This is a genomic window from Streptomyces sp. R-74717 (assembly GCF_047305335.1).
Classification (GTDB): Bacteria; Actinomycetota; Actinomycetes; order Streptomycetales; family Streptomycetaceae; genus Streptomyces; species Streptomyces atratus.
The window spans coordinates 5,538,701-5,565,532 of sequence record NZ_CP102361.1 but is presented as its reverse complement, the minus strand read 5'-3'; the positions used below and the strand labels follow the sequence as shown (position 1 = coordinate 5,565,532).

Genomic DNA, 26,832 nt, shown 5'->3' with positions numbered 1-26,832 from the left:
TCACAGGGGTGCGGCGCGGCAGCATCGTTCGTATGGAGATCGCAGACAACGCAGCACTGGTCGTGGTGGACGTACAGGAAGGTTTTGAGGAGGAGGCGTACTGGGGGCCGCGGAACAATCCCGGGGCCGATCGGAACATTGCGGGGCTGATCGATGCCTGGCAGGCGAGTGGACGGCCCGTGGTGTTCGTACGGCATGACTCGCCCAAGCCGGATTCGCCGTTGCGGGTGGGGCAGCCGGGCAACGGCTTCAAGGGGTACGTGGAGGAGCGGCGGGGGAAGGGCGGTGGGCCCGAGCTGTTGCTGACGAAGAGCGTGAACTCCGCCTTCTACGGGGCGCCCGATCTCGGGGCGTGGCTGGATCGGGGCGGGGTGCGGCAGATCGTGGTGGCCGGGATCCAGACCAATATGTGCGCGGAGACGACGGCGCGGATGGGAGGGAACCTCGGGTATGAGGTGTTCTTCGCGCTGGATGCGACGTACACCTTCGACGGGGTCGGGCCGTGGGGGTGGGTGCTGAGCGCGGACGAGCTGGCGCGGGCCACCGCCGTGTCGTTGCACGGCGGCGGTTTCGCGAAGGTGGTGCGCAGTGCGGAGCTGGTGGCTGCCGCCGGGAAGTGAGAGTCAGCCGTTGCCCGAGGCCAGCTCGCGGCTGCGGTCGCGGGCTGCTTCGAGGGCGGCGATGAGGGCAGCTCGTACGCCGTGGTTCTCCAGCTCGCGGATGGCGCTGATGGTGGTACCGGCCGGGCTGGTGACGGCTTCGCGCAGCTTGACCGGATGTTCGCCGCTGTCGCGGAGCATCACGGCGGCGCCGATGGCGGCCTGGACGATCAGGTCGTGGGCCTGGGCGCGGGGCAGGCCGAGCAGGATGCCCGCGTCGGTCATCGCCTCGACGAGGAAGTAGAAGTACGCCGGCCCCGACCCGGAGAGGGCGGTGGCCGCGTCCTGCTGGGACTCGGGGACGCGCAGGGTCTTGCCGACGCCGCCGAAGATCGCCTCGGCGGTGGCGAGGTGTTCGGTGGTGGCGTGGCTGCCCGCGGAGATGACGGACATGCCCTCGTCGACGAGGACGGGGGTGTTCGGCATGACGCGTACGACCGGGGTACTCGCGGCGAGGCGGTCCTCGATGAAGGCGGTTGTGATGCCTGCGGCAGCGCTGATGACCAGGCGGTCAGCGGTGACGTGTTCGGCGAGCTCGTCCAGGAGCCGGCCCATGTCCTGGGGCTTGACCGCGAGGATGAGGATGTCGGCGCGCTTGGCGGCCTCGGCGTTGGTGACGGAATCGACGCCGTAGCGGCTGTGGAGTTCCTCGGCACGCTCGGAGCGGCGGGTGGTGACCAGCAGGTTCGCCGGGCGCCAGCCTGCCCGGATCATGCCGCTGAGCAGGGCCTCGCCGATTTTGCCGGTGCCGAGGACTGCAACTGTCTGGGTCATGCGGTTCACCCTCCGGGCGGTGCTCGCGGTTCTCGGTGCGTCGTGCTGACGGTTCTCGGTGCTCGTGTCCGTCATCCTCGCACCGGGGCCGGTCAGGCGGTACGTCGGCGGAGCGTGGCCGCGCCGAGGGTGAGGACGAGCAGGGCGCAGCCCGCGACGACCAGGACGTCGCGGATGAAGTCGCCGGTGACGTCGGTGTGGTGGAGGACCTCGTTCATGCCGTCGACCGCGTACGACATGGGCAGGACGTTCGAGATGGCTTCGAGGACGGGCGCCATCCGGTCGCGTGCGATGAACAGTCCGCAGAGCAGGAGCTGCGGGAAGATCACGGCCGGCATGAACTGGACGGCCTGGAACTCGGATGCGGCGAAGGCGGAGACGAAGAGGCCCAGTGCCGTGCCGAGCAGGGCGTCGAGCACGGCGACCAGGAGCAGCAGCCACGGTGAGCCGGTGACGTCCAGGCCGAGCACCCAGACCGAGAGTGCGGTGGCCAGGAGGGACTGGACGATCGCGACGGCGCCGAAGGCCAGGGCATAGCCGCCGATCAGGTCGCCCTTGCCGAGCGGCATGGCGAGGAGGCGTTCGAGGGTGCCGGAGGTGCGTTCGCGCAGGGTGGCGATCGAGGTCACCAGGAACATCGTGATCAGCGGGAAGATGCCGAGGAGCGAGGCGCCGATGGCGTCGAAGGTGCGGGGGCTGCCGTCGAACACGTACCGGAGCAGCGTGATCATCACGACCGGGATCAGGAGGAGCAGCGCGACGGTGCGGGGGTCGTGGGTCAGCTGGCGCAGAACGCGGGCGGCGGTGGCGAGCGTGCGGGCGGGGCTGAGGGGTGGTGCGGCCGGGTGGGGCTGCGGGGTGCTCATCGGACGGTCTCCTGACGGGTGGCGGCTTCGTCGACCAGGTGGAGAAACGCCTCTTCGACGGTGGCGGCGTGGGCGGCGGTGCGCAGCGCCTCGGGGGTGTCATCGGCGAGGATCTCGCCCTCGCGCATGAGAAGCAGCCGGTGGCAGCGCTCGGCCTCGTCCATGACGTGGGAGGAGACGAGGAGTGTGGTGCCGCGGTCGGCGGCGAGGGCGTGGAAGAGGTTCCACAGGTCCCGGCGGAGTACCGGGTCCAGACCGACGGTCGGTTCGTCGAGGACCAGGAGTTCGGGGGTACCGAGCAGGGCCACGGCGAGGGAGACACGGGTGAGCTGGCCGCCGGAGAGGGTGCCGGCCAGCGCGTCGGCGTGGCCGGACAGGTCGACCTCGGCGATCGCGCGGGCGACGGCGGCGCGGCGGGCGTCCCGGTGGCGGCGGCCCGGCTGGAGGATCGCCGCGAAGTAGTCGAGGTTCTGCCGGACTGTCAGGTCGGTGTAGACGGACGGGGCCTGGGTGACGTACCCGATGCGCGGGCGGAGGGTGGGGTGTCCTGCGGGGCTGCCGAGCACGTCGAGGGTGCCCGTGACCTTGGCCTGGGTGCCCACGACGGCACGCATCAGGGTGGATTTGCCGCAGCCGGAGGGGCCCAGGAGGCCGGTGATCCTGCCGGGTTCGACGGTGAAGTCAAGGTCGCGGAGGACGGTGCGGTTGCCTCGCGCGACGGTGAGGCCGCGGGCCTCGATGGCGACACCCGGAGAATTCATCATGTGATGAATTTTGATCCTGGCGATGTCTGTCCGTCAAGAGCACGACCGGGCCGTCGTGCTGGACCTCAGCGGGCTGCACCACACCGACCACGCATGCGCCGCGGCCCTTCAGGGCCGGGCCGCGGAGCGGGAGGCGTGTGAGGCCCTTCGGCGTGCGGATCAGGAGCGCGGTGGGGGTGGGGCCGGGGTCGAGCCCGGGCGGATCGCCACGCTCAGGTCGACCACGTAACTCTCCTCGACCGTGCCGTCCGGGAAGAGCTCCGCCAGCCGGTCGAGCTCCTCGTCGAGGAATCGGTGCGTGGGTTCCTCACCGAGGACGAGGAAGGCGGAGTGGCTGCCGAGGTTGGCGAGGTGGGTGTCGAGGGACACCCGTCGGGTCCAGGGCACCGTGCGGTGCACGAAGCCGAGCTCGGACGGCAGATGGCGGGAGCGGACGGGCGAGCCGTGGGCGCCCTCGTCGGCACCGAAGAAGCGGCGGAGGCGGGCGTCCTGCTCGGCGATCCAGGGGACGGAGTGGTCGGAGACATTCCACCAGAGGGCGAGTGCGCCGCCGGGGCGCAGTACGCGCAGGGCCTCGGGGGTGGCGCGGTTCCGGTCGGTCCAGTGCCAGGACTGGGCATACGTGATCAGATCGGCCGATGCGGTGGCGATGGGGAGGCGGTTGCCGTCGCCGCGCACGATCGGCACGTACGGGAGTGCCCGGTGCAGTTCTTCCGCCATGCCGGGGCCCGGTTCGACTGCGGTGACCCGCGCGCCCCGGTCGTGGAGAAGTCGGGTGGAGATACCCGTGCCCGCGCCGACGTCGATGGTGCGGGCGCCACGCAGGGGGCGGCCGGCCAGTTCCTCGACGGTGTCGAAGAGGGCGGGCGGGTAGCCGGGGCGGGCCGCGGCGTACTGGGCGGCTGCGCGGTCGAAGGAGAGGGCGCGGGGTGGGGCCGGGGAGGCAGGTGAGGAGGTGCCTGCCCGGAAATCGGAGTGGGAGCCGGAGCCGGAAGGAAGCATGGGGCCATCGTGGCCCGCGCGGGGGCCTTGCGCCGGTGCTCGCGGGGCTTGACCCGCGCTCGTGGGGCCGCGCTACTTGCGCTTGGGTCGCTTTCCCTTGGTGGTCTTGCGGGAGGCCGGGTTTCCGGTGCGGGCCGAGCGGCGCTTCGCGTAGCGGGCCAGGGCCGTCTCGTACTCAGTACGGCGCAGTTGCTCGCCCGGTGCCTCCTTGAACGTACGGAGGAAGTACGCAATCAGTGAGCCGACGAAGCCGATGGTCTTGAGGCCGCGCAGATTGGCCTCGCGCGCCGGATCGGCCGGGCGGCGGCTGAAGCCTTCCCACGTCTTACGGAAGGCGATGGCGCTGCAGATGGCGAACATCAGGACGACCAGGATGCCGACGAGGTTGCCGACGTCGGCGATCTCCAGTCCCTGGAAGGCGAAGCGGAGTACGAAGCAGGCGGCGACCGCGGCCGCGAGGGAGCCCACCGCCGCCCCGACGCGTCGCAGCCCGTAGCCCCCGTCGTGGTCGACCCAGGTCGTACCGAAGAAGAGCAGGGGCTCGGGCTGCGGGCCGGGCGTGGTGGAGCCGGGCGCAGTGCTGCCGGGCATGGCGCCGGGGCCGGGGGCTTCGCTGTTCTCGCTCACGGGGTCGATTATCCCCGGGCGGTCCCGGTCCCGGTCCCGATCGTCGTCCCCGTCACAGTCCCGATCGCCGTCCCGTCACGGTCCCGGTCCCGGTCGCGGTCCCGGTCAGTCGCAGCGCGGGGCGATGTAGCCGTCGCTGCCCGTGTGGACGTAGACGTCCGCCACGAACTGGCCGTTGGCGATGTTGTCCCAGAGGTTCGAGGTGCCGTACGGGCCGGTGACCCGCTCCCCCGGCTTCTGGCAGTAGACCGGAACCTTCATTCCGTACGGAAGCGTCCTGACGATGCCGTACTGGGTGCCCGGTCCCGTGCGGACGTTGACCCGGTAGCCCGGTGCGATGGGGTACCTGGTGACGTCGTCGGTGCCGGCGAGCGCGGCCACGTCCTCGGCCGCGTCGGTGGTGCCGGTGGTGATGTCGGTGTGCTCTTCCATGGCCGTGAGGCCCTCCCCCGTTGAGAGACGGTGTGTACGACGCGCAGGCTACAAGCCCCGCCCGTTTCGCACGCACCATCGACTAGGCTCCGTGCGTCGCGCTTGCGGACGAACACACGGGGGTGGGCGATGCCGCCGCTGCGAGGTACCGGAGCCAATCCGGAAGCGGAGCATCCGGAGTACGCCGGTCATTACCGCCTTGAGGCATGTCTCGGCGCGGGCGGCATGGGCGTCGTACACCTGGCACGCTCCACCTCGGGGCTGCAGCTCGCCGTCAAGGTGGTGCACCGGCACTATTCGGCAGACCCTGAGTTCAGGGCACGCTTCCGGCAGGAGGTCGGGGCGGCGAGGCGGGTCAGCGGGGCCTTCACGGCACCGGTCGTCGATGCCGATCCGGACGCCGCACGGCCGTGGATGGCCACTCTGTACGTGCCCGGCCCCACGCTCTCCGACCAGGTGAAGCGGAACGGGCCGATGGCCCCCGCCGAACTGCGCAGGCTGACGGCGGGACTTGCCGAGGCGCTGCGCGACATCCATCGGGCCGGGGTGATCCACCGCGACCTCAAGCCGAGCAATGTGCTGCTCTCCGACTCCGGGCCCAAGGTCATCGACTTCGGGATCTCCCGGCCGTACGACAGCGATCTGCGCACCGAGACGGGCAAGCTGATCGGCTCGCCGCCGTACATGGCGCCCGAGCAGTTCCAGCGGCCGCGTGAAGTCGGGCCCGCCGCGGACGTGTTCGCCCTGGGGGCCGTGCTCGTCCATGCGGCGACCGGCCGGGGGCCCTTCGACTCCGACAGCCCGTACATCGTGGCCTACCAGGTGGTGCACGACGAGGCCGATCTGGCGGGGGTGCCGACCGATCTGGCGCCGCTGATCGGCCAGTGCCTGGCGAAGGACCCTGCGGAGCGGCCCACTCCGGACGACATCATGGCGGCGCTGCGCCCTCCTTCGTACGACGCCGCCGCGTTCATACCGTCGCAACGGCGGCCGGGTGCTGTCGAAGCTCCGGCGGTGTCGGGGCCGGAGAGCGCGCCGGGGGCGGGTGCGGATGCGGACACGCATGCAGGCGCGGGCGCGGCGGCGCGGGGCAGGAAGGCGACCGCGAGCGGTGCCGGCAAGCGGCGGTGGCTGGCATCCGTTGCGGCGCTGCTCGTCATGGGTGCCGGTGGGGTGTGGGCTGCCGGGGTGGTGGGCGACTCAGGTGGCTCGGGTGAGTCGGAAGGGTCCGGTGAGTCGGGTGAGTCAGGCGGCACCAAGGGCTCGGCAGCGGCGTTCGCGCCGTGGCGGACGCCGCTGCCGGCCTCGGGCAGCTCCACGCCGGTCTGTTCCTCGGCGGGCGGTGCCGGCGAGGAGGCATCCGGCCCGCCCGCGGCGCTGTACTGCGCGGCGGGCGGTATCGGCGCCGCCCGGTTGGATCCCGCGGACGGCCGGGTGCTGTGGTCCCGTCACGGTCCCGCCGGGGACACCCCGTCGGTCGGCGTGGTGTCGGTCTCCGGCGGTCTGGTGCATACGGCGGTGCCGGGCGGGAAGCTCCGGGCGTACGACCCCGCCAAGGGCGAACAGGTCTGGGACGCTGATCTCTCCCCGTATCTCGGCGCCCCCTTCGCCGCGGGTGACACGCTGCTGCTGGTCAGTGAGGACGGCACGACCGAAGCGCTCGACTCCGCGACCGGCGTGTCCCTCTGGCGGCATCCGCTCACCGGGCACCAGCGGCCGGACTACGCGCTGTACGACGAAGGATCGGGGCTGGCCTACGCCTTCGAGCACTCGGCCTACGGGTCCACGACGCTGGTCACGGCCGTCGATGCGGCAACGGGGCACGCGGCATGGCAGCGGCGGCTGGACGGAATGCTCACTCCGGTGGGGACCTCGGACGGTGCGCTCGTCCTGACGTCCATGAACGGGGACGCCCAGACCGTCGGGCTCGTCCGCTACGACCCGGAACGCAAGCACGTCGCACGGGTGGCGCTGCCGTTCCGGATGAACGAACCGGAGGTCGTGATGGGCGGGGACACCGCGTATCTGCTGGCGCACGGCGGGACCCTGGTCGCCGTAGACACGCGCCCGGCAGGCGACGGGGCTGTTCGCTGGCAGCTGGAGACCGCTGCCGGGCGGACGTCGGCGCCCGTTCTCGCCACCGGGAACCGGCTTTACTTCTCGGCGGCGGACGGGCGGCTGCTCGCCGTGGACACCGAGCGCGGAACGCTGCTGGGCCAGACGAGCCCCCGGCTCCGGGACGGGAAGCTCACGTACGCGTCGGCGCTGCCCGCCCCTGTCGCCGCCGGCCGGACCGTCTTCGGTACCGCGCCCGACGGGTCCGTGTTCGCCGTCGACGGACAGGACCCCGCTCACTGGTGAGAGCGGGGTCCGGCGGCAGCGTTCGCGGCTGCCTCGGTCAGCCTTGTTCAGCCTTGTTCAGCCGAGCCTGGACACGTCCCGCACCGCACCCCGGTCCGCGCTCGTCGCCATCGCCGCGTACGCGCGCAGCGCCGCGCTGACCTTGCGGTCGCGGTCCTTCGGCGCGTACACGCCGTTCAGCGCCTCGCGGCGGGTGGTCAGCTCGGCTTCGGGAACGAGGAGCTCGATCGAGCGGTTCGGGATGTCGATCCTGATCCGGTCGCCGTCCTCGACCAGCGCGATCGTGCCGCCCGACGCCGCCTCCGGCGATGCGTGGCCGATCGACAGGCCCGACGTGCCACCGGAGAAGCGACCGTCGGTGACGAGCGCACAGCTCTTGCCGAGGCCTCGGCCCTTCAGGAAGGAGGTGGGGTAGAGCATCTCCTGCATGCCGGGACCGCCGCGCGGACCCTCGTAACGGATGACGACGACGTCGCCCTCCTTGATCTCCTTACGGAGGATCTTGTCGACGGCCTCGTCCTGCGACTCGCAGACGACCGCCGGGCCCTCGAAGGTCCAGATCGACTCGTCGACGCCCGCCGTCTTCACGACGCAGCCGTCCTCGGCGAGATTCCCCTTGAGGACCGCGAGGCCGCCGTCCTTGGAGTACGCGTGCTCCAGGTCGCGGATGCAGCCGCCCGCCGCGTCCAGGTCGAGGGTGTCCCAGCGCTCGGACTGCGAGAAGGCCGTCGCCGAACGCACGCATCCGGGGGCCGCGTGCCACAGTTCGACGGCCTCGGGGGACGGGGAGCCGCCCCGGACGTCCCAGTTCTTCAGCCACTCGCCGAGGGTGGCGGAGTGCACCGAGTGCACGTCCTCGTTGAGCAGACCGCCGCGGTAGAGCTCACCGAGGATGGCCGGGACGCCGCCCGCCCGGTGGACGTCCTCCATGTAGTAGGTGCCGCCGGGGGCCACGTTGGGCGCAACCTTCGACAGGCAGGGGACGCGGCGCGAGACCTCGTTGATGTCTTCGAGGTCGTAGGCGAGCTCGGCCTCCTGCGCTGCGGCGAGCAGGTGCAGGATCGTGTTGGTGGAGCCGCCCATGGCGATGTCCAGCGCCATCGCGTTGTCGAACGCGGCGCGGGTGCCGATGGAGCGCGGCAGGACTGTCGCGTCGTCCTGCTCGTAGTAGCGCTTGGTGATCTCTACGACCGTGCGGCCGGCGTCCTCGTACAGCGCCTTGCGGGCGGTGTGGGTGGCGAGGACGGAGCCATTACCGGGGAGGGAGAGGCCGAGGACCTCGGTCAGGCAGTTCATCGAGTTGGCGGTGAACATGCCGGAACAGCTGCCGCAGGTGGGACAGGCGTTCTCCTCGATACGGAGGATGTCCTCGTCCGAGACGTTCTCGTTGACGGCGTCGCTGATCGCGTTGATCAGGTCGAGCTTGCGGACCGTGCCGTCGACGAGGGTGGCCTGGCCGGCCTCCATCGGGCCGCCGGAGACGAAGACCGTCGGGATGTTCATGCGCATCGCGGCCATCAGCATGCCGGGCGTGATCTTGTCGCAGTTGGAGATGCAGATCAGCGCGTCCGCGCAGTGCGCCTCGACCATGTACTCGACGGAGTCGGCGATCAGGTCGCGGGAGGGGAGCGAGTAGAGCATCCCGGCGTGGCCCATCGCGATGCCGTCGTCGACGGCGATGGTGTTGAACTCGCGGGGAACGGCGCCTGCGGCCCTGATGGCGTCGGAGACGATCCTGCCCACCGGGGCGAGGTGGGTGTGGCCGGGGACGAACTCGGTGAAGGAGTTGGCCACAGCGATGATCGGCTTGCCGATGTCCTCGCTCGCTACGCCCGAGGCCCGCATAAGGGCGCGGGCGCCCGCCATGTTGCGGCCGTGGGTGACAGTGCGGGACCTCAGCTGGGGCATCGTCTCTCGCTCCTTCGACAGAAAAGACTGCTTCCGAGCCTACGCCTCCGGCTCCAAGATCTGGACACGGTGTCCGGTATGCGGGATGGGGTGCTCGGTGGGTGGGCCGGGGAATCGAGGGTGCGGTGGGAGGTGCACGGCGAGTGGGCCGCCGCGGGGGGCCGGCCGCCTTCCCGCCCCTTCCCGGAACCGGGGCTCCGCCCCGGACCTCGCTCCTCAAGTGCCGAAGGGGCTGGATGTAGCTGAGGGGTAGCCGACGAGGCTGAAGTGTCAGGGTTCCGTCAGGTAGCGCTGCAGTGTCGGTGCCACCATCTCGATGATCTTCTCCGGGGGCGCCGAAGCAAGTGGTTCCGCCCGGATGACGTAGCGCAGCATCGCGATCCCGAGCATGTGCGAGGCAGCCAGTTCCGCGCGGAACGTCGCGTCCGGTACGTCCAGTGCCTCCGCGATGCGTTCCAGGAGGCGGCGCAGGACGAAGCCGCGGAGGACCTTCGCCGCCGCCTCGTGCGTCAGTGCGGACCGCATGATCGCCAGCAGGGGTGCCCTGGACGCCGGGTTCTCCCATACGGCGATGAAGTAGCGGGCCAGCCGCTCCCCCAAGCCGTCCGTGCCGCTGCCGAGGATGGCCGGAATCACCAGGGCCGGCTCGAAGGAGAGCTCGATGGCGGCCGCGAAGACCTCGTCCTTCGTACCGAAGTAGTGGTGGACGAGGGCGGAGTCGACGCCTGCCGCCTTGGCGATGCCCCGGATCGACGTCTTGTCGTAGCCGCGCTCCGCGAACTCGGTGCGGGCCGCCTCCAGGATGCGGGTGCGGGCGTCGGGGCCGGTGGTCCCGGCCGTACGGGAGGGGCGGCCGCGGCGCTTGGGGGCGGGGCCGGTGGGATCAGTGGGATCGGTGTGGCCACCGGTCATGGGCGCGGCGCCTCGGCCGAGGACGACGCCAGGTGGAGCCGGGTGAAGGCCAGCGCCTCCGCCAGGTCGGCCTCGCGTTCGGCGGTGGACATGGCGCGGCGGGTGTTGACCTCGATGACGACATGGCCGCCGAAGCCGGTACGGGCCAGGTGTTCCAGGAGTTCGGCGCAGGGCTGGTCGCCGCGGCCGGGCACCAGGTGCTCGTCCTTGTTGGAGCCCTTGCCGTCGGCGAGATGGATGTGGGCGAGCCGATCGCCCATCCGGTCGACCATCGCCATGCCGTCCGTGCGGGCCGTCGCGGTGTGCGACAGGTCCACAGTGAAGTGGCGGTAGTCGTCGTTGGTGACGTCCCAGTCGGGGGCGTACGCCAGCATCTCGCGGTCCCGGTAGCGCCAGGGGTACATGTTCTCGACGGCGAACCGCACATCCGTCTCGTCCGCCATGCGCCAGATCCCGGTGACGAAGTCGCGCGCGTAGTTGCGCTGCCAACGAAACGGCGGGTGGACGACGACGGTCGTCGCCCCGAGCTTCTCAGCGGCGGCACGGGCACGCTGGAGCTTCACCCACGGATCGGTGGACCAGACGCGCTGCGTGATCAGCAGACAGGGCGCGTGGACGGCCAGGATCGGCACCTGGTGGTAGTCCGAGAGCCGTCGCAACGCCTCGATGTCCTGGCTGACGGGGTCGGTCCACACCATGATCTCGACACCGTCGTAACCAAGACGCGCGGCGATCTCGAAGGCCGTCGCCGTCGACTCCGGGTAGACGGAAGCCGTCGACAGGGCGACCTTCGCATCCGGGATGCGCACCACTGGTTCTGCCACTGGGACAGCGTACGGGCAGTGTGACGCCGCGCCGAGAGACCCGGGCGGAAAGTGAGGAGGGCCATGGCGCGCTGCCGGCCGCCCCGGCGGTGCTCAGCTCGGCGCGGCCTGCTCCGTCGGCTCCGTCGGCATGTGGTCCAGACGGCGCAGGATGACGCCCTCGCGCAGCGCCCAGGGGCAGATCTCCAGCTCTTCGACCCCGAACAGATCCATGGCCCCCTCCGCCACCAGCGCCCCGGCCAGCAGCTGCGCGGCCCGGCCCTCGGAGACCCCGGGCAGGGTGCCGCGCTGCTCGGCCGTCATCGCGGCCAGCTTCGGCACCCACTCCTCCAGCGCCTTGCGGGTGAGGACGCGCTGCACGTACAGGCCGTCGGTGGAGCGTGCGGCGCCCGCGATCCTGGCGAGCTGCTTGAAGGTCTTGGAGGTGCCGACGACATGATCCGGGCGCCCGAGGCGGGTGAATTCCCCGACGCTCCGGGCGATCCTGGCCCGCACATGGCGGCGCAGCGCCTTCGCCTCCGCCGGGTCCGGCGGATCGCCCGGCAGCCACCCGGCGGTGAGCCGGCCCCGAGCGGCAGCGACACCGCGGCGTCCGGCTCCTCGTCCATGCCGTACGCGATCTCCAGCGAGCCGCCCCCGATGTCCAGGACCAGCAGCCGCCCCGCCGACCATCCGAACCAGCGGCGCGCGGCGAGGAAGGTGAGCCGGGCCTCCTCCGCACCGCTGAGGACGGCGAGGTCGATGCCCGTCTCGTCCCGCACCCGGGCCATCACCTGGTCGGCGTTGCTCGCCTCCCGTACCGCGGATGTGGCGAACGGCAGAACGTCCTCGCACCCCTTGTCCTCGGCGGCCTGGAGCGCATCGGTGATCGTCGCCACGAGCCGGTCCACACCGTCGGGGCCGATCGCCCCGTCCCCGTCGAGAAGTTCGGCCAGGCGCAGCTCCGCCTTGTGCGAGTGCGCGGGCAGCGGGCGGGCGCCGGGGTGCGCGTCCACCACCAGCAGATGCACCGTGTTCGAACCCACGTCGAGGACTCCGAGTCTCATACCAGGAACGCTACCGGGCCTACGGACTTACTCTTGGCGCGTGCCAAAGACGAAAAAGGCGAAGCCGGGCAAAATCACGAAGAAGCAGAAAACGAAGCAGGAGATGCAGCAGCAGGAAGTGAACGGGCCGAACCGGTCCGAAGACGAGACGGGGATCGACTTCGCACGCGCCTGGGTCGAGTTCCCGGACCCCGCGGACGACGAACAGATCTTCCGCTGCGACCTGACCTGGCTGACGTCCAGGTGGACCTGCATCTTCGGCAGTGGCTGCCAGGGCATCCAGGCGGGCCGCGCGGACGACGGATGCTGCACGCTCGGCGCGCACTTCTCGGACGAGGACGACGAGAAGCGGGTGGCGAGCCATGTCGCACGGCTGACCCCTGATCTGTGGCAGTTCCATGATGTCGGTACCAAGACGGGCTGGGTCGAGGTCGACGACGACGGGGAACGCCAGACGCGGCGCTGGAAGGGTTCGTGCATCTTCCAGAACCGTCCGGGGTTCGCGGCCGGCGCGGGCTGCTCGCTGCACATCCTGGCGCTGCGGGAGGGCAAGGAGCCCCTGGAGACCAAGCCGGACGTCTGCTGGCAGCTGCCGATCCGGCGTACGTACGACTGGATCGACCGGCCCGACGACACGCGTGTGCTCCAGGTCTCGATCGGCGAGTACGACCGCAGGGGCTGGGGTCCGGGCGGCCACGATCTGCACTGGTGGTGCACATCGGCGACCTCGGCGCACGGGGCCGGGGAGCCGGTGTACGTGTCGTACCGCCCGGAACTCATCGAGCTGATGGGCAAGAAGGGGTACGACCGGCTGGTCGAGCTGTGCGAGGAGCGCCTGTCCTCGCTGCTGCCGATGGCGCCGCACCCGGCGGATCCGGTCGATCCGGCGTGACGGCTGAGGCGTGACGGCGTAGCAACTGGGATGTGACGGCTGAGGTGCCTTCCGGTGGCTCGGCCGGTACGTCGCGCGGGCTGCCGCAGCCCCGGACGGACTGTTTCAGCCCGTCGGTGTGGTGGTGCCCGTACCCGGTTCGGTCGGGGTCGTGGAGTCGGACGGGTCCGGGGACGGCGTCGGATCGGTCGGGGACGGGTCCGACGGTGACGGCGTGGGGTCCGTCGGGTCGGTCGGCTGGGTGGGATCCGGCGAGGACGGTGGCGGATCCGACGGTACGGACGGGCCCGAGGGGGTGGAGGGGTCGGCCGTACCCGGGTGGCCGGGGCCGCCGGGTGACGGTGCCGTCGCCCCGGATCCCCAAATCGCCACGACCGAACCGGAAGGGGCGAGGGCGATGCGTGCGCTCCAGGGACCGGCGGGTTGCCGCAGGTGGTCCACAAGGACGCGGATCGTGATGCTCGCGCCTGCGGCGAGCGTGCCCGAGGAACTGCTGAGGCGCAGCCAGGACGCATTCGCGCGGGCCGACCAGGCAACGGGTGCGCCGCCCGAGGCGGTCAGGCGGATGAGTGTCGTGCCGCCGGACGAGCGGGCCTCGACGGTGAGCCCGCCGATGCCGCCGCGCACCGGACCCGAGCTGATCACCTCGGCCGAGACGTCCGGGGTGCGGCCGTCCTTGAAGCGGGCGCCGGGCTGGGGACGGGCATTGCCCGCGTTCTCGTAGTGACCGTCCGGCGTGCCGTCGAAGTCGTGGCGGACGTCCGTCTCGGTCGCGGTGACCGAGGAGCCGTCGTGGCCCTCGCCGGTCTGCGGCGCGCCGCGGTAGGCCGTCCACAGCGCGATCACCGGGGCGGCGACGACCGTCGCCACCACCGTCGTCGTCACGACCCTGGCCCGCAGCCGGTCCCGGCGAGCGGCGTGGTCCTTCGGGTCCATGGGGAAGCCCGCCCGGTCGAAACGCGGGCCGGCGGACCGGTTCCGCTGGGCGTGGACCATCGCGACGTATGCGGAGGGCCGTGGCGCCTCGACGACCGTCAGCGCGGCGGCCGGGGTGACGGTCGCGCCCGGCCAGGGGCCCTCGGCGCCGGCCCGCTCGGCGGCCCGGCGACAGCGGGGGCAGTCGTCGACATGGCGGACGAGTTCGCGGCGCAGGGTCGCGGAGAGCAGGACACGGTGGTCGCCGGTGAGCCGGGCGACGGTGGGGCAGTTGCCGCTCTCGACGACGGCGAGGGCTGCGCGGGTGCGTTCCACCTCGCAGGCCGCGGCGGCCAGGAGCTCGCGGGCGGTCGCCGGTTCGAGGCCCAGGACGGAGGCGACCGCGCGCGGGGCGAGGCGGTGACGCACGGCGAGTTCGAGCGCTTCGCGCTGTTCGGGGGTGGTGCCTGCGGCCTCCGGCCAGGCCAGCTGAGCGAGTTCACGGCGGTGCGCCTCGGCGGCGGCTTCGGATTCGGGGGCGTTGCCCGCCGGGGCGCCGCCCGGCGTGAACGGGGCGGCGTCAGTGGCCTTCGCGACGACGGCCGGGGACGTACGGCGGCCCGCGCGCGCCCCCTGGGTGGCCGTCCCGCCCGGCTGCTTGCCCGGAGGCCCTCCCCCCGCCCGCTTCGCCTCGCGCTTCGTCTCCTGCTTGGCCGACCGTCTTCCCGACAGCTTCCCGGCATTGTGGCGGTGCGCCTGACGGCCCTGTCTCTGCTCGGCGAGCTTGCGCAGACACGTCCATCTGGCCAGCGCATACAGCCAGGATTTACGTTCCTCCTCACCCGCCGGGCACCGGCCGTCCTGCCGTTCCGCGATCGCGAGCACACCGCCGAGCGCCTCGGTGGCGGCATCGTGGTCGCAGAGCACGGAGAGGCAGTAGGTGAACAGGCCATCGAGATGCGGCTCGTAACGTGCAGGCAGCCGCTGCGGCGAAGGCTGCGCCGAGGAGTGGGGCGCACGGCGCCGCGCCCGGTGTGCGCCGGTGGTGTGCGTGGGGGGCTCCAGCCTGCTGCTCGTCACCTGGCGACCGTAGGCAGCACAGAGCATGCCTTTAGCGCCCCTTCGGCACATTTAATCCTTACGGGTGAACGTATCGCTCAAAAGGGGACAGGGATCGCTGCTCCAGGGGACGGAATCCCTGATTTCGCCGGAGCGCCGGTCCGATCCGGGGGCCACTGGCGGGCGCGGTCCGCCCGCGCCGGGCGGCGTCGACGGACCGCGCCCGGCGGCATTGTCGGACCCCACCTATACGGTTGTGCCATGGCTGCCCGTACGAAATCCGCGAAGGACCGGCCGTCCTACCGCTGCACCGAATGCGGCTGGACGACCGCCAAGTGGCTCGGCCGCTGCCCCGAATGCCAGGCATGGGGGACGGTCGAGGAGTTCGGCGGCGCCCCCGCCGTGCGGACCACCGCGGCCGGCCGGGTCAGCACCGCCGCGCTCCCCATCGGCCAGGTCGACAGCCGACAGGCCACCGCCCGGTCGACCGGCGTCGGCGAGCTGGACCGGGTGCTCGGCGGCGGTCTCGTGCCGGGTGCCGTCGTGCTGCTCGCGGGCGAGCCGGGCGTCGGGAAGTCGACGCTGCTGCTGGACGTGGCCGCGAAGGCGGCGAACGACGACCACCGCACGCTCTATGTCACCGCCGAGGAGTCCGCGAGCCAGGTCCGCCTGCGCGCCGACCGGATCCGGGCGATCAACGACCATCTGTATCTCGCCGCGGAGACCGACCTGTCCGCGGTCCTCGGCCATCTGGACGCCGTCAAGCCGTCGCTTCTCATCCTCGACTCCGTGCAGACGGTCGCCTCGCCCGAGATCGACGGGGCGCCCGGCGGCATGGCACAGGTCCGGGAGGTCGCCGGTGCCCTCATCCGGGCCTCCAAGGAACGCGGGATGTCCACGCTGCTGGTCGGCCATGTCACCAAGGACGGGGCGATCGCCGGGCCGCGGCTGCTGGAGCATCTCGTCGATGTGGTGCTGTCCTTCGAGGGCGACCGCCATGCCCGCCTGCGGCTCGTACGGGGCGTCAAGAACAGGTACGGCGCGACCGACGAGGTCGGCTGCTTCGAGCTGCACGACGAGGGCATCACCGGCCTCGCCGACCCGTCCGGGCTGTTCCTCACCCGCCGCGACGAACCCGTGCCCGGCACCTGCCTGACCGTCACGCTGGAGGGCAAGCGGCCGCTCGTCGCCGAGGTGCAGGCGCTGACGGTCGATTCCCAGATCCCTTCGCCCCGGCGCACCACCTCGGGTCTGGAGACGTCCCGGGTGTCGATGATGCTGGCCGTTCTGGAGCAGCGCGGCCGGATCAGCTCGCTCGGCAAGCGGGACATCTACAGCGCGACGGTCGGCGGTGTGAAGCTCTCCGAGCCCGCCGCGGACCTCGCGGTCGCGCTGGCGCTGGCCAGTGCCGCGAGTGACACACCACTCCCCAAGAACCTGGTGGCGATCGGCGAAGTAGGCCTCGCGGGGGAGGTCAGGAGGGTTACGGGAGTCCAGCGCAGACTGGCCGAGGCGTACCGTCTGGGCTTCACGCACGCGCTGGTTCCGACCGACCCGGGGAAGGTCCCGGCCGGGATGAAGGTCACAGAAGTCGCCAACATGGGTGATGCACTGAGCGTGCTCCCGCGCCGGTCTCGCGCACAGGCCCCACAGGAGGAGAACGCACGCCGGTAGACTTTGCCCTGGTCTCGCCCGTCCGTACGAACGGTACGAGGGACGTAAGGGCACCGCAAACCTGTGACCGGAGGAGTGCAGTGGCAGCCAGCGACCGGGCAGCATCGCCCGGAAAGTCCGGCCAAGGCACCGGTAACGAGGCGCTGATGCGCGCCTCGTTGACCGCCGTCGCGCCCGGAATGGCCCTGCGGGACGGCCTGGAGCGCATCCTCCGTGGCAACACCGGCGGGCTGATCGTCCTGGGCATGGACAGAACCGTCGAGTCGATGTGCACCGGCGGATTCGTGCTGGACGTGGAGTTCACCGCGACGCGTCTGCGCGAGCTGGCCAAGCTCGACGGGGCGCTGATCCTCGACAAGGACATGACCAAGATCCTGCGGGCCGGTGTGCAGCTGGTCCCGGACGCCTCCATCCCCACCGAGGAGACCGGCACCCGCCACCGCACGGCGGACCGGGTCTCCAAGCAGTGCAACTTCCCGGTCGTCTCGGTCTCGCAGTCGATGCACCTCATCGCGCTGTACGTGGACGGGGAGCGCCGGGTCCTGGAGGAGTCCGCCGCGATCCTCTCCCGCGCCAATCAGGCACTCGCCACCCTGGAGCGGTACAAGCTCCGCCTCGACGAGGTCGCGGGCACCCTCTCGGCGCTGGAGATCGAGGACCTGGTGACGGTCCGGGATGTGACGGCCGTCGCACAGCGGCTGGAGATGGTCCGCCGGATCGCGACCGAGATCGCGGAGTACGTGGTGGAGCTGGGCACCGACGGCCGGCTCCTCTCGCTCCAGCTGGACGAGTTGATCGCCGGCGTCGAGCCGGAGCGTGAGCTGGTCGTGCGCGACTATGTGCCGGAGCCGACCGCGAAGCGGTCCCGTACGGTCGCCGAAGCACTGACCGAACTCGACGCGCTCTCCCACACCGAACTGCTCGAACTCCCCGTCGTGGCAAGGGCGCTGGGGTACAGCGGCTCGCCGGAGACGCTGGATTCGGCGGTCTCGCCGCGCGGCTTCCGGCTGCTGGCGAAGGTGCCGCGGCTGCCCGGGGCGATCATCGACCGGCTGGTGGAGCACTTCGGCGGCCTGCAGAAGCTCCTTGCCGCCAGCGTGGACGACCTCCAGACGGTGGACGGGGTCGGCGAGGCGCGGGCGAGGAGCGTGCGCGAGGGGTTGTCGCGACTGGCCGAGTCGTCGATTCTCGAGCGGTACGTGTAGCGGTACGCGCAGCAGACACAGGCGGTGTCGGGGCCCGGGAGACCTGGGCCCCGAAGTATTTTCCCGGGCCCGCTCCCACGGGTTCCCAGCCTTTTCCCAGCCCTTTCCTCAGTCCTTCGCGAGTACGAACGAGGCGCGCTGCACCGGCTCGCCCGGCGCCTTCGCCTCGACCAGGTACGTACCGGGCCCCGCAGTCACCGCGGGCGGCGTCGCGCACTGCGGGACGCTCTTCTTGCGGTCCCACTCCACGGCGTGGACGACGGTCGAGCCCGCCGGGACCTTCAGCAGCAGGCTGCCCGCGTTGCGCGGGCAGTCCTTGGAGGACCACACCTGGCTGTCGTCGCCACCGGCCTCGGTGACGGTGAGCACCGCGCTCTTCGGCCCGAAGTCGGCCTTGCAGGTGGTGGACGAGGTGTTCTTGGCGATCAACCGGAACTCCGGCTTCTCGCCGGGGCTGTAGCTGAGTTCGGTTCTCAGGCTCAACTGCAGTGCGCCGGCGGCGCAGTCGGGGAGCGAGGAGCCTGCCGGGACCTGCTGTCCGGTCGTCGCGCCGCTTCCGCTCGCGCCACCGGCTCCGGTGTCCGATCCGCTGCCGGTGTCCGTGCCGTCGTCACCGTTACCGCCGTCGCTCGCGCCGCCGTCGGAGCCCGCGCCCGTACCGCTGTTGTCTCCGTCGCCGCTGCCCGAGTCGCCCGACTCGTCGCGCCCGCCCGGCTGTTGACTGATGGCCGGACCCGACTGGGAGGGGCCGGGGGTGATCGAGCGTGCGGGACCCGATCCGCCGGACCGGGAGTCGTCCGTGTTCGCCTTGCCGCCACCGGAGGTGACGGCCCACACGATCAGCAACGCGAGCAGCGCAACCAGCGTCGCCGCTACGGCCCTCCGTCGCCAGTAGATGGTGGAGGGAAGCGGCCCGATCGGATTACGCAAAGATCCCACGGCGCAAACTGTACGAGAGATCGGCGCCAACTCCCGCCCCACCCGCCGCCCGGCTCTGAAGTTTTGCGGATCATCATCTCGGGACGGCCTGCTCCCGCCCCGCACTTCCACCGAGTTGGGCACCGGGGACAGCCCAAGGTGACCACCCGGTTTTGTTGACTACCCTCTGTCACATGGATAGTTCATCTACTGCCCCGCTCTACCGGGACATCACCGACTTCGCACATGACATGCCGTCATGGGTGCAACACCTGGCCGAGATATGGACGGAGCTCGGGCTCCTGGTCTTCGGCGTACTGTTCATCACCGGGTGGTGGCGTGCCCGACGGGCGGACGACGGCGCCCTGGCGCTGGCGGTACTCGCACCCATTGCGACGGCCTTCGCCTATGTGGGCAGCGAGGTGCTCAAGTCGATGGTGGACGAGGAACGCCCGTGCCGGGCGGTCGTCGGGGCGGCGGCCTCGCTGGTGCCGTGTCCGCCGACGGGCGACTGGTCGTTCCCCAGCAACCACTCCGCGATCGCCGGCGCGGCAGCCGTCGCCCTGGCGATCGCCCGGCCCCGGCTGGCCTGGCTCACCGTGCCGCTGGCGCTGCTGATGGCCTTCTCGCGGGTCTTCGTCGGGGTGCACTATCCGCATGACGTGGCGGTCGGCCTGCTGCTGGGTACGGTGGTGGCCGCCGTGGCGGTCGCCGTGCTGTACCGGCCGGCACGGTCGCTCGTCCGGACGGTGCGGGGCAGCGGGGCGCCCCTGGCCGTCTGGGCATCGGGCCCGGGGCCGGCGGCCGGCCGGTCCGGGCGGCGGGGCAAACGGCACTGACGGCCGGGGGGAGTCTCCTTGGGCCGGTTGCCGGATATCGCGGGGACAGACGGGTGGCAATATCACCCCAAGGGCCCTCAGGAGGAGCGACACCACCGTGCGCGGAGCCGTCCTCTGCCCTTCCGTGTCAGGATCGGCGATGCGATGACTGCCATGACTGCGACACAGACGCCCCCCGCCTCCCTCCACGATCCCGTCATCGGGTGGTTCGAACAGCACGCCCGCGATCTGCCCTGGCGCCGCCCCGAAGCGGGCGCCTGGGGTGTGATGGTGAGCGAGTTCATGCTGCAGCAGACCCCCGTCAGCCGGGTCCTCCCGGTGTACGAACAGTGGCTGGCCCGCTGGCCGCGCCCGGCCGATCTGGCCGCCGAGCCGCCCGGTGAGGCGGTCCGCGCCTGGGGCCGGCTCGGCTACCCCCGCCGGGCGCTCCGCCTGCACGGGGCCGCGCAGGCAATAACTGAACGGCACGGCGGCGACGTACCGAGCGAGCACGGTCAGCTGCTCGCACTGCCCGGGATCGGTGAGTACACCGCGGCGGCCGTGGCCTCGTTCGCGTACGGACAGCGGCATGCCGTACTCGACACGAACGTCCGCCGGGTGTTCGCCCGGGCCGCGACCGGCATCCAGTACCCGCCGAACGCGACCACTGCCGCCGAACGCAAGCTCGCCCGGGCCCTGCTCCCCGAGGAGGACGAACGGGCCGCCCGCTGGGCCGCCGCGACGATGGAGCTCGGCGCCCTCGTCTGCACCGCCAAGAACGAGGACTGCACACGGTGCCCGATCGCCGGGCAGTGCGCCTGGCGGCTGGCCGGGAAGCCCGCCCACCAGGGGCCCCCGCGGCGCGGTCAGACCTACGCCGGCACGGACCGTCAGGTGCGCGGACGGCTGCTCGCCGTGCTGCGCGAGGCCGTGGCACCGGTGTCGCAGTCGGCACTGGACGCGGTGTGGGACGAACCGGTGCAGCGAGCCCGCGCGCTGGACGGCCTGGTCGCGGACGGCCTGGTCGAGCCGCTGGCCGGCGGCCAGTACCGGCTGCCGCTGAGCTGAAGGTCCCTGCCGCCCTCTCCCCCGCTGTTACAAAACCGATGGACAGCCGTGCGTCAGCGTATGGCTGCTCCGCACAGCCCCGTGACAACAGCTCCGTAGCGTCAGCGACGTCAGCCCGGCCGATCGATGGCTGACGGCGGTTCTACGGGGATCTACGGGGACGGAGGCGGTTGGAATGGCGCAGGGCGAGGTGCTCGAATTCGAGGAGTACGTACGCACTCGGCAGGAGGCACTGCTGCGCAGTGCACGCCGGCTGGTCCCCGACCCCGTGGATGCGCAGGACCTGCTGCAGACCGCCCTGGTCCGTACGTACGGCCGCTGGGACGGCATCGCCGACAAGTCCCTCGCCGACGCCTATCTGCGCCGCGTCATGATCAACACCCGTACCGAGTGGTGGCGGGCCCGCAAGCTGGACGAGGTTCCCACCGAGCAGCTGCCCGACGCGAGCGTCGATGACGGCACCGAGCAGCGCGCCGACCGCGCCCTGCTGATGGATGTGCTGGGCGTACTGGCTCCCAAGCAGCGCAGCGTCGTCGTGCTGCGACACTGGGAGCAGATGAGTACGGAGGAGACGGCTGCGGCGCTCGGCATGTCGGCCGGTACGGTGAAGAGCACGCTGCACCGTGCGCTGGCGCGACTTCGCCAGGAGCTGGAGAGCCGTGAGGCAGCGAGCAGGGAGGCCCGGCTCCGGGAGGAGCGGGGCCTGACGGCGGCCGACCGTGCTCCGGCCGTCGGCGCTCAGGTACGTGCGCGGGCAACGGCGCAGGTACGGGCGCAGGCGGGCAGGCGTATGGACGAACGGGGGCGGGAGCGGTGCGCGGCCTGACAGCCAGCGGTGACAGCGATAACGGCGACCGTGGCGGCGCAGGAGACGGCGGTGGCCGCGATGCCACCGGCAGTCGTGGCCGGGGCCTGACCGGCTGGGCGGCGAGCACCACGACCCTGGTCGGGCTCGCCGCTTTCGGGCTGCTCGCCGTCGGCTGCTCCACCGGCGGTACCGGCACCCGTGACGAGGGTCCGGCAGGCACCGAGGCGGTCGCCAAGGTCACACCGAGCGCCGATCCGACGTCCACGGCGAAGCCCACGCCCCGGATCGATCCCGTGGCGCTGCTCAAGCGGGACCCCAAGGTCAGCGAGCGGGTCAGGACGGATCTGAAGCCCTGCAGCGGCTCCGAGTACCCGGTGGACACCTCGTACGGCACCATGACCGGCGGCCCCTCGGCCGACGTCGTGGTGAACGTGATGACCTGCGGCGATTCGGTGGGCGTCGGAACCTATGTGTACCGTCAGCGGGGCAACGACACGTACGAGAACGTGTTCGCCGTCGAGCAGCCCGCGGTGTACGGCACCATCGACCGCGGTGATCTGGTGGTGACGGCCCAGGTGTACGAGAAGAAGGACTCGGTCGCGTACCCCTCCGGCGAGGAAGTGATCACCTACCGCTGGGCGAACAACCGGTTCAGCGAGCACGACCGGGTGCACAACGACTTCAACCGAGCCGTCGGCAACGGGGAAGCCGGGCTTCCGGAATCCTCCGGACCGGCGGGGAACTGAGAGCAGTCCGATGGCCGAGACCCACGTCCTGTTCGTCGAGGACGACGACGTCATCCGCGAGGCCACCCAGTTGGCGCTGGAGCGCGACGGCTTCGCGGTCACCGCGATGCCCGACGGACTGTCGGGGCTCGATGCGTTCCGGGCCGACCGTCCCGATATCGCCCTGCTCGATGTGATGGTGCCGGGGCTCGACGGGGTCAGCCTCTGCCGTCGTATCCGCGACGAGTCGACGGTCCCAGTGATCATGCTGTCGGCCCGGGCCGACTCGATCGACGTGGTGCTCGGCCTGGAGGCAGGCGCCGACGACTACGTCACCAAGCCCTTCGACGGGGCGGTCCTGGTCGCCCGGATCCGTGCCGTGCTGCGCCGCTTCGGTCATGCGTCGGGCGGGCAGCCGGGCAACGGGGAGCCGGAGCCGCAGCCCGTCGGCGGGGTGCTGGTCTTCGGCGATCTGGAGATCGACACCGAGGGCATGGCGGTCCACCGGGGCGGCCGGCAGGTGGCGCTGACCCCGACCGAGATGCGGCTGCTGCTGGAGTTCTCCGCCGCACCCGGCACGGTGCTCTCCCGCGACAAGCTCCTGGAGCGGGTCTGGGACTACGGGTGGGGCGGTGACACCCGGGTCGTGGATGTCCATGTGCAGCGGCTGCGCACAAAGATCGGCCAGGACCGGATCGAGACGGTCCGCGGCTTCGGCTACAAACTCCGGCCATGAAGCGGTTCGCCCTGCGGACGGGTGTCCGCTGGAAGATCAGCATCGCGATCGCGGCGGTCGGCGCGCTGACCGCGGTCGCGCTCAGCTTCGTCGTCCACAACGCCGCCCGGGTCTCGATGCTGGAGAACGCGCGCGAGGTCCAGCTGGAGCGGCTGACGTACGCGCAGCTGCTGTACGAGGCGAAGAAGACGCAGAAGGCCGACCCCCGGTTCGGAGCCAAGCTCAACGACCCGACGATGCCGCGCAGCCTGCGCGCGGAGACCAACAGGAACCGGCGCGCCACGCATGTCGAGGAGACCAGGAACGGGGTGCCCGATGTGTGGGCGGCCGTGCCGGTCGGCAACGGCGATGTGCTCTCGCTGCACACCCGTTTCGCCGACCGCAGCGCCACGATCATGGGCGATCTCGACCGGGCGCTGATCATCGGCTCGGTCTCGGTGGTGTTCGGCGGCTGCGCGCTGGGGGTGCTGATCGGCGGGCAGCTGTCGCGCCGGCTGCGCAAGGCGGCGGCCGCGGCGGGCAGGGTCGCGCAGGGCAATACGGATGTACGTGTCAGGGAGGCCGTCGGCGGTGTCGTCCAGGACGAGACCGATGAGCTGGCCCGCGCGGTGGACGCGCTGACGGACGCGTTGAACGAACGCATCGAGGCGGAGCGCCGGGTCACCGCGGACATCGCGCACGAGCTGCGCACCCCGGTGACCGGTCTGCTGACGGCGGCCGAGCTGCTGCCGCCGGGCCGCCCCACCGAGCTCGTACGGGACCGGGCGCAGGCGATGCGCACCCTGGTCGAGGATGTGCTGGAGGTGGCCCGGCTGGACAGCGCGTCGGAGCGGGCCGAGCTGCAGGAGATCGCGCTGGGTGAGTTCGTCAGCCGGCGGGTCGCGCTGTTGGACCCGGATGTGCGGGTCCAGGTCGTCCACGAGTCCTGGGTCAGCACCGATCCGCGCAGGCTGGAGCGGATCCTCGGCAATCTGCTGGGGAACGCCGCCAAGCACGGTGCCACTCCGGTGGAGGTCACGGTCGAGGGCCGGGTGGTGCGGATCCGCGATCACGGTCCCGGGTTCCCGGCGGCGCTGCTGCGTGAGGGTCCGAGCCGGTTCCGTACCGGAAGCAGCGACCGGGCCGGACACGGACACGGTCTGGGGCTGACGATCGCGGCAGGTCAGGCGCGGGTCCTCGGGGCCCGGCTGACCTTCCGCAACGCGGCGCCGGAAGGGGCGGCGAAGGGCGCGGGCGGGGCGATCGCCGTGCTGTGGCTGCCCGAGCACGCACCGACGAACACCGGCAGCTTCCCGATCCTGCGCCTGTCCGAACAGCGCACGGCGGGCAGCGGCGACGGGCAGAGCGCGGAGTCCGGCCGCAGGCAGTCCGGCGGCTGAACCGGATACGGAAGGAGGCTCCCGGGGCGCGCCCCGGGAGCCTCCTCGTGCACGGCTCGCGCACCGCTTGTGCAGCGCGAGGGATCAGACGGCCTCGGGCTGCTTGGGGCCGGCGACCGCGGCCGGTTCCTGCGCACCGTCCGACGACACGGTTTCCGGGCCCGATCCCCGCAGCGGGACCTCCTTGACGAACACCGACGCGAGCAGGGCGATCACTCCGACCGAGGCGCCCACCAGGAACGCGATGTGGGTACCGGACGACACCGCGAACTGGTACGCCTCACGCATCGCATCCGGCAGCTTCGCCAGGCTCGCTGCGTCCAGCTGCGCGGACTGCGCCGTGGCTCCCCCGCCGCCGCGGGCCACCATCTCGTCCTGCACCCGCCCGGTGAACAGCGCGCCCATGATCGCGACACCGAAGGAGCTGCCGAGCGTACGGAAGAGGGTGGTCGCGGAGGAGGCGACTCCCATGTCCTTCATCTCGACGCTGTTCTGCGCGACGAGCATGGTGATCTGCATCAGGAAGCCCATGCCCGCACCGAGCACCGCCATGTAGATGCCCGAGGTGAACCGCGTGGTGCCGGTGTCCATCTGCGACAGCAGGAACAGACCGGTCACCATCAGGACCGAGCCCACCACGGGGAAGATCTTGTACTTGCCGGTGCTGGTGGTGACCCGTCCCGCGATCAGCGAGACGACCATCATCGACAGCAGCATCGGCAGAAGCAGCAGACCCGAGTTGGTCGCCGACGCGCCCTGGACGGACTGCTGGAACAGCGGCAGGAAGAGCACCGCGCCGAACATCACGAAGCCCGACATGAAGCCGACGACGGACATCAGGGTGAAGTTGCGGTTGCGGAAGATGTGGAGCGGAATGATCGGTTCTGCAGCCTTCGTCTCGACGAAGAGGAAGCCGACGAGCGAGGCGACACCGATCGCTATGAGCTCCATGATCACAGCGGAGTTCCAGTCGTACTCCGAACCGCCCCAGGTGGTGACCAGCACGATCGCGGTGATGCCGAGGGTCAGCAGACCCGCGCCGAGGTAGTCGACCTTCGCCTCGGTGCGCTCCCGCTTGGGCAGATGAAGCACGGCGGTGACCATGGCGAGGGCGACCGCGCCCAGCGGCAGGTTGATGTAGAAGCTCCAGCGCCAGCCGAGGTGGTCGGTTATGGTGCCGCCGACCAGCGGTCCGCCGATCATGGCGATCGCCATCACACCGGCCATCATCCCCTGGTACTTGCCTCGCTCGCGGGGCGGCACCAGGTCGCCGATGATCGCCATGACGCCGACCATCAGGCCGCCCGCGCCGAGTCCCTGGACCGCCCGGAAGCCGATCAGCTGACCCATGTCCTGGGCCATTCCGCTCAGTACCGAGCCGATCAGGAAGAGCACGATGGACGTGAGGAAGATGCCCTTGCGCCCGTACATGTCGCCGAGCTTGCCCCAGATGGGGGTGGAGGCCGCGGTGGCCAGGGTGTACGCGGTGACGACCCAGGACAGATGCTCCAGGCCGCCGAGGTCACCGACGATGGTCGGCATGGCGGTGCCGACGATCAGGTTGTCCAGCATGGCGAGCAGCATCGTGATCATCAGGGCGAGCATCACCACCTGGACACTGCGCTGCCGCTTCTCGGGTTTCCCGGGTTTCTCGGCAGGACGGTCGTCCGCCTTTCCGTCCGCCGCCTTCTTCAGGTCCGACATGGTCCCCACTCCCCTGATCCCCTGTGCGTACCGGGCACTTACTTGCCGCCCGGCTAGTTGACTACACTGGGGAAAGTAGCCCCGTAACTAGCCGGGCGTCAAGTAAGTATCAAGGAGAGCGCCATGGGCAGCACACCGCAGCCGCGCCGGGGCAACACGCGCCAGCGTATTCAGGACGTCGCCCTGGAACTCTTCGCCGAACAGGGCTACGAGAAGACCTCGCTGCGTGAGATCTCCGAGCGTCTGGATGTCACCAAGGCCGCGCTGTATTACCACTTCAAGACCAAGGAAGACATCCTGGTCAGCATCTTCGACGACCTGAACCGGCCGGTCGAGGAGCTGATCGAGTGGGGCAGGGGCCAGCCTCACAGCCTGGAGACGAAGAAGGAGATCCTGCGCCGCTACAGCGAGGCACTGACCGCCGCCGCCCCGCTCTTCCAGTTCATGCAGGAGAACCAGGCGACCGTACGGGACCTCAGCATCGGGAAGACCATCAAGGACCGTGTCGTCGGCCTGGTCGATCTGATCAAGGAACCCGATGCTCCGCTGACCGACCAGGTGCGCTGTTTCACCGCGCTCTTCACGATGCACGCGGGCATGTTCGCCTTCAAGGACTTCGAAGGCGACCCCGAGGAGAAGCGCAAGGCCGTCCTCGAAGTCGCCTTCGATCTGGTCACCCGGGCGCACAGCCCGGGATCCGCCGAGTAGGTCTGTCCGGCCGCGATCCGCCGGACAGGCCCCGAGGGGTGCGTCCCG

At 71.0% G+C, this 26,832-nt stretch carries 24 protein-coding genes and 1 pseudogene; 12 read left to right on the top strand and 13 right to left on the bottom strand.

Translation table 11 applies throughout. The features are described from left to right. Positions 1–32: 32 nt before the first annotated feature. Complete coding sequence (locus NRF20_RS25470; RefSeq protein WP_398628045.1) at positions 33–620, top strand: cysteine hydrolase family protein; 588 nt, start codon at positions 33–35, stop codon at positions 618–620. Positions 621–623: 3 nt separating this feature from the next. Here the strand turns inward: NRF20_RS25470 and proC are convergent, their stop codons facing one another. From proC to NRF20_RS25440, 6 genes are all read right to left on the bottom strand, one after another. After that, complete coding sequence (gene proC, locus NRF20_RS25465) at positions 624–1,433, bottom strand: pyrroline-5-carboxylate reductase (protein WP_398628046.1); 810 nt, start codon at positions 1,431–1,433, stop codon at positions 624–626. A gap of 92 nt (positions 1,434–1,525) precedes the next feature. Then, on the bottom strand, positions 1,526–2,299 hold the full coding sequence (locus tag NRF20_RS25460) for an ABC transporter permease (RefSeq protein WP_398628047.1): 774 nt from the start codon (positions 2,297–2,299) through the stop codon (positions 1,526–1,528). After that, positions 2,296–3,063 carry an ABC transporter ATP-binding protein gene (locus NRF20_RS25455; RefSeq protein WP_413753319.1) on the bottom strand — a complete coding sequence of 256 codons (768 nt, stop codon included), beginning with the start codon at positions 3,061–3,063 and terminating at the stop codon, positions 2,296–2,298. The genes NRF20_RS25460 and NRF20_RS25455 overlap by 4 nt, the downstream gene beginning before the upstream one ends. A 159-nt stretch (positions 3,064–3,222) precedes the next feature. After that, positions 3,223–4,065, bottom strand: a complete 843-nt coding sequence (locus NRF20_RS25450; RefSeq protein ID WP_413753318.1) for a class I SAM-dependent methyltransferase — start codon at positions 4,063–4,065, stop codon at positions 3,223–3,225. A gap of 72 nt (positions 4,066–4,137) precedes the next feature. Beyond that, a complete protein-coding gene (locus tag NRF20_RS25445; protein ID WP_413753317.1) occupies positions 4,138–4,692 on the bottom strand; it encodes a hypothetical protein in 555 nt (184 codons plus the stop codon). 105 nt (positions 4,693–4,797) lie between these two features. Beyond that, the gene (locus tag NRF20_RS25440) at positions 4,798–5,124 is read right to left on the bottom strand and encodes an SH3 domain-containing protein (RefSeq protein ID WP_266360541.1); all 327 of its coding nucleotides are present in this window, start codon (positions 5,122–5,124) and stop codon (positions 4,798–4,800) included. 129 nt (positions 5,125–5,253) lie between these two features. Here NRF20_RS25440 and NRF20_RS25435 point away from each other — a divergent pair, with 129 nt between their 5' ends. After that, positions 5,254–7,485 (top strand): serine/threonine-protein kinase, encoded by a 2,232-nt coding sequence (locus tag NRF20_RS25435; protein WP_413753316.1) that lies wholly within the window; start codon positions 5,254–5,256, stop codon positions 7,483–7,485. A 57-nt stretch (positions 7,486–7,542) separates the two neighbouring features. On the opposite strand, the gene ilvD is transcribed toward NRF20_RS25435, so the two are convergent. From ilvD to NRF20_RS25415, 4 genes and pseudogenes are all read right to left on the bottom strand, one after another. Next, a complete protein-coding gene (gene ilvD / locus NRF20_RS25430) occupies positions 7,543–9,393 on the bottom strand; it encodes a dihydroxy-acid dehydratase (protein ID WP_398628052.1) in 1,851 nt (616 codons plus the stop codon). Positions 9,394–9,663: 270 nt separating this feature from the next. Then, positions 9,664–10,305: a TetR family transcriptional regulator gene (locus NRF20_RS25425; RefSeq protein WP_398628053.1), complete on the bottom strand. Its 642-nt coding sequence runs from the start codon at positions 10,303–10,305 to the stop codon at positions 9,664–9,666. After that, positions 10,302–11,129, bottom strand: a complete 828-nt coding sequence (locus tag NRF20_RS25420; RefSeq protein ID WP_398628054.1) for a sugar phosphate isomerase/epimerase family protein — start codon at positions 11,127–11,129, stop codon at positions 10,302–10,304. The genes NRF20_RS25425 and NRF20_RS25420 overlap by 4 nt, the downstream gene beginning before the upstream one ends. 93 nt (positions 11,130–11,222) lie before the next feature. Then, positions 11,223–12,175, bottom strand: a pseudogene (locus NRF20_RS25415) (Ppx/GppA family phosphatase). 40 nt (positions 12,176–12,215) lie between these two features. Between NRF20_RS25415 and NRF20_RS25410 the strand changes: the two are divergent. Continuing rightward, positions 12,216–13,067, top strand: coding sequence for a hypothetical protein (locus NRF20_RS25410; protein WP_398628056.1), 852 nt, complete (start codon positions 12,216–12,218; stop codon positions 13,065–13,067). Positions 13,068–13,172: 105 nt separating this feature from the next. Here NRF20_RS25410 and NRF20_RS25405 read toward each other — a convergent pair whose 3' ends face one another. Further along, positions 13,173–15,062: a BACON domain-containing protein gene (locus NRF20_RS25405; protein WP_413753315.1), complete on the bottom strand. Its 1,890-nt coding sequence runs from the start codon at positions 15,060–15,062 to the stop codon at positions 13,173–13,175. Positions 15,063–15,302: 240 nt separating this feature from the next. Between NRF20_RS25405 and radA the strand changes: the two genes are divergently transcribed. Both radA and disA read left to right on the top strand, forming a co-directional pair. Further along, positions 15,303–16,715 carry a DNA repair protein RadA gene (radA, locus tag NRF20_RS25400; RefSeq protein WP_398628058.1) on the top strand — a complete coding sequence of 471 codons (1,413 nt, stop codon included), beginning with the start codon at positions 15,303–15,305 and terminating at the stop codon, positions 16,713–16,715. 80 nt (positions 16,716–16,795) lie between these two features. Further along, a complete protein-coding gene (gene disA, locus NRF20_RS25395; protein ID WP_114245192.1) occupies positions 16,796–17,920 on the top strand; it encodes a DNA integrity scanning diadenylate cyclase DisA in 1,125 nt (374 codons plus the stop codon). A gap of 108 nt (positions 17,921–18,028) precedes the next feature. Here disA and NRF20_RS25390 read toward each other — a convergent pair whose 3' ends face one another. Beyond that, complete coding sequence (locus NRF20_RS25390; RefSeq protein ID WP_398628059.1) at positions 18,029–18,859, bottom strand: hypothetical protein; 831 nt, start codon at positions 18,857–18,859, stop codon at positions 18,029–18,031. 173 nt (positions 18,860–19,032) lie between these two features. Between NRF20_RS25390 and NRF20_RS25385 the strand changes: the two genes are divergently transcribed. The 6 genes from NRF20_RS25385 (at position 19,033) to cseC (ending at position 24,372) form a co-directional block, all read left to right on the top strand. After that, a complete protein-coding gene (locus NRF20_RS25385; RefSeq protein ID WP_398628060.1) occupies positions 19,033–19,677 on the top strand; it encodes a phosphatase PAP2 family protein in 645 nt (214 codons plus the stop codon). Between the two features lie 144 nt (positions 19,678–19,821). Further along, a complete protein-coding gene (locus tag NRF20_RS25380; protein ID WP_398628061.1) occupies positions 19,822–20,724 on the top strand; it encodes an A/G-specific adenine glycosylase in 903 nt (300 codons plus the stop codon). A gap of 175 nt (positions 20,725–20,899) precedes the next feature. After that, on the top strand, positions 20,900–21,550 hold the full coding sequence (locus tag NRF20_RS25375) for a SigE family RNA polymerase sigma factor (RefSeq protein ID WP_266360524.1): 651 nt from the start codon (positions 20,900–20,902) through the stop codon (positions 21,548–21,550). Further along, complete coding sequence (locus NRF20_RS25370) at positions 21,538–22,278, top strand: hypothetical protein (protein ID WP_398628062.1); 741 nt, start codon at positions 21,538–21,540, stop codon at positions 22,276–22,278. The genes NRF20_RS25375 and NRF20_RS25370 overlap by 13 nt, the downstream gene beginning before the upstream one ends. 10 nt (positions 22,279–22,288) lie before the next feature. Further along, entirely contained in the window at positions 22,289–22,993 is a 705-nt protein-coding gene (gene cseB, locus NRF20_RS25365; RefSeq protein ID WP_398628063.1) for a two-component system response regulator CseB, read from the top strand. After that, complete coding sequence (gene cseC, locus NRF20_RS25360) at positions 22,990–24,372, top strand: two-component system sensor histidine kinase CseC (protein ID WP_398628064.1); 1,383 nt, start codon at positions 22,990–22,992, stop codon at positions 24,370–24,372. Before cseB ends, cseC begins: the two co-directional genes overlap by 4 nt. Positions 24,373–24,456: 84 nt before the next feature. On the opposite strand, the gene NRF20_RS25355 is transcribed toward cseC, so the two are convergent. After that, positions 24,457–26,076, bottom strand: a complete 1,620-nt coding sequence (locus NRF20_RS25355; protein WP_398628065.1) for an MDR family MFS transporter — start codon at positions 26,074–26,076, stop codon at positions 24,457–24,459. 123 nt (positions 26,077–26,199) lie between these two features. Between NRF20_RS25355 and NRF20_RS25350 the strand changes: the two genes are divergently transcribed. Further along, positions 26,200–26,784 (top strand): TetR/AcrR family transcriptional regulator, encoded by a 585-nt coding sequence (locus tag NRF20_RS25350; RefSeq protein WP_398628066.1) that lies wholly within the window; start codon positions 26,200–26,202, stop codon positions 26,782–26,784. Positions 26,785–26,832: the final 48 nt, after the last annotated feature.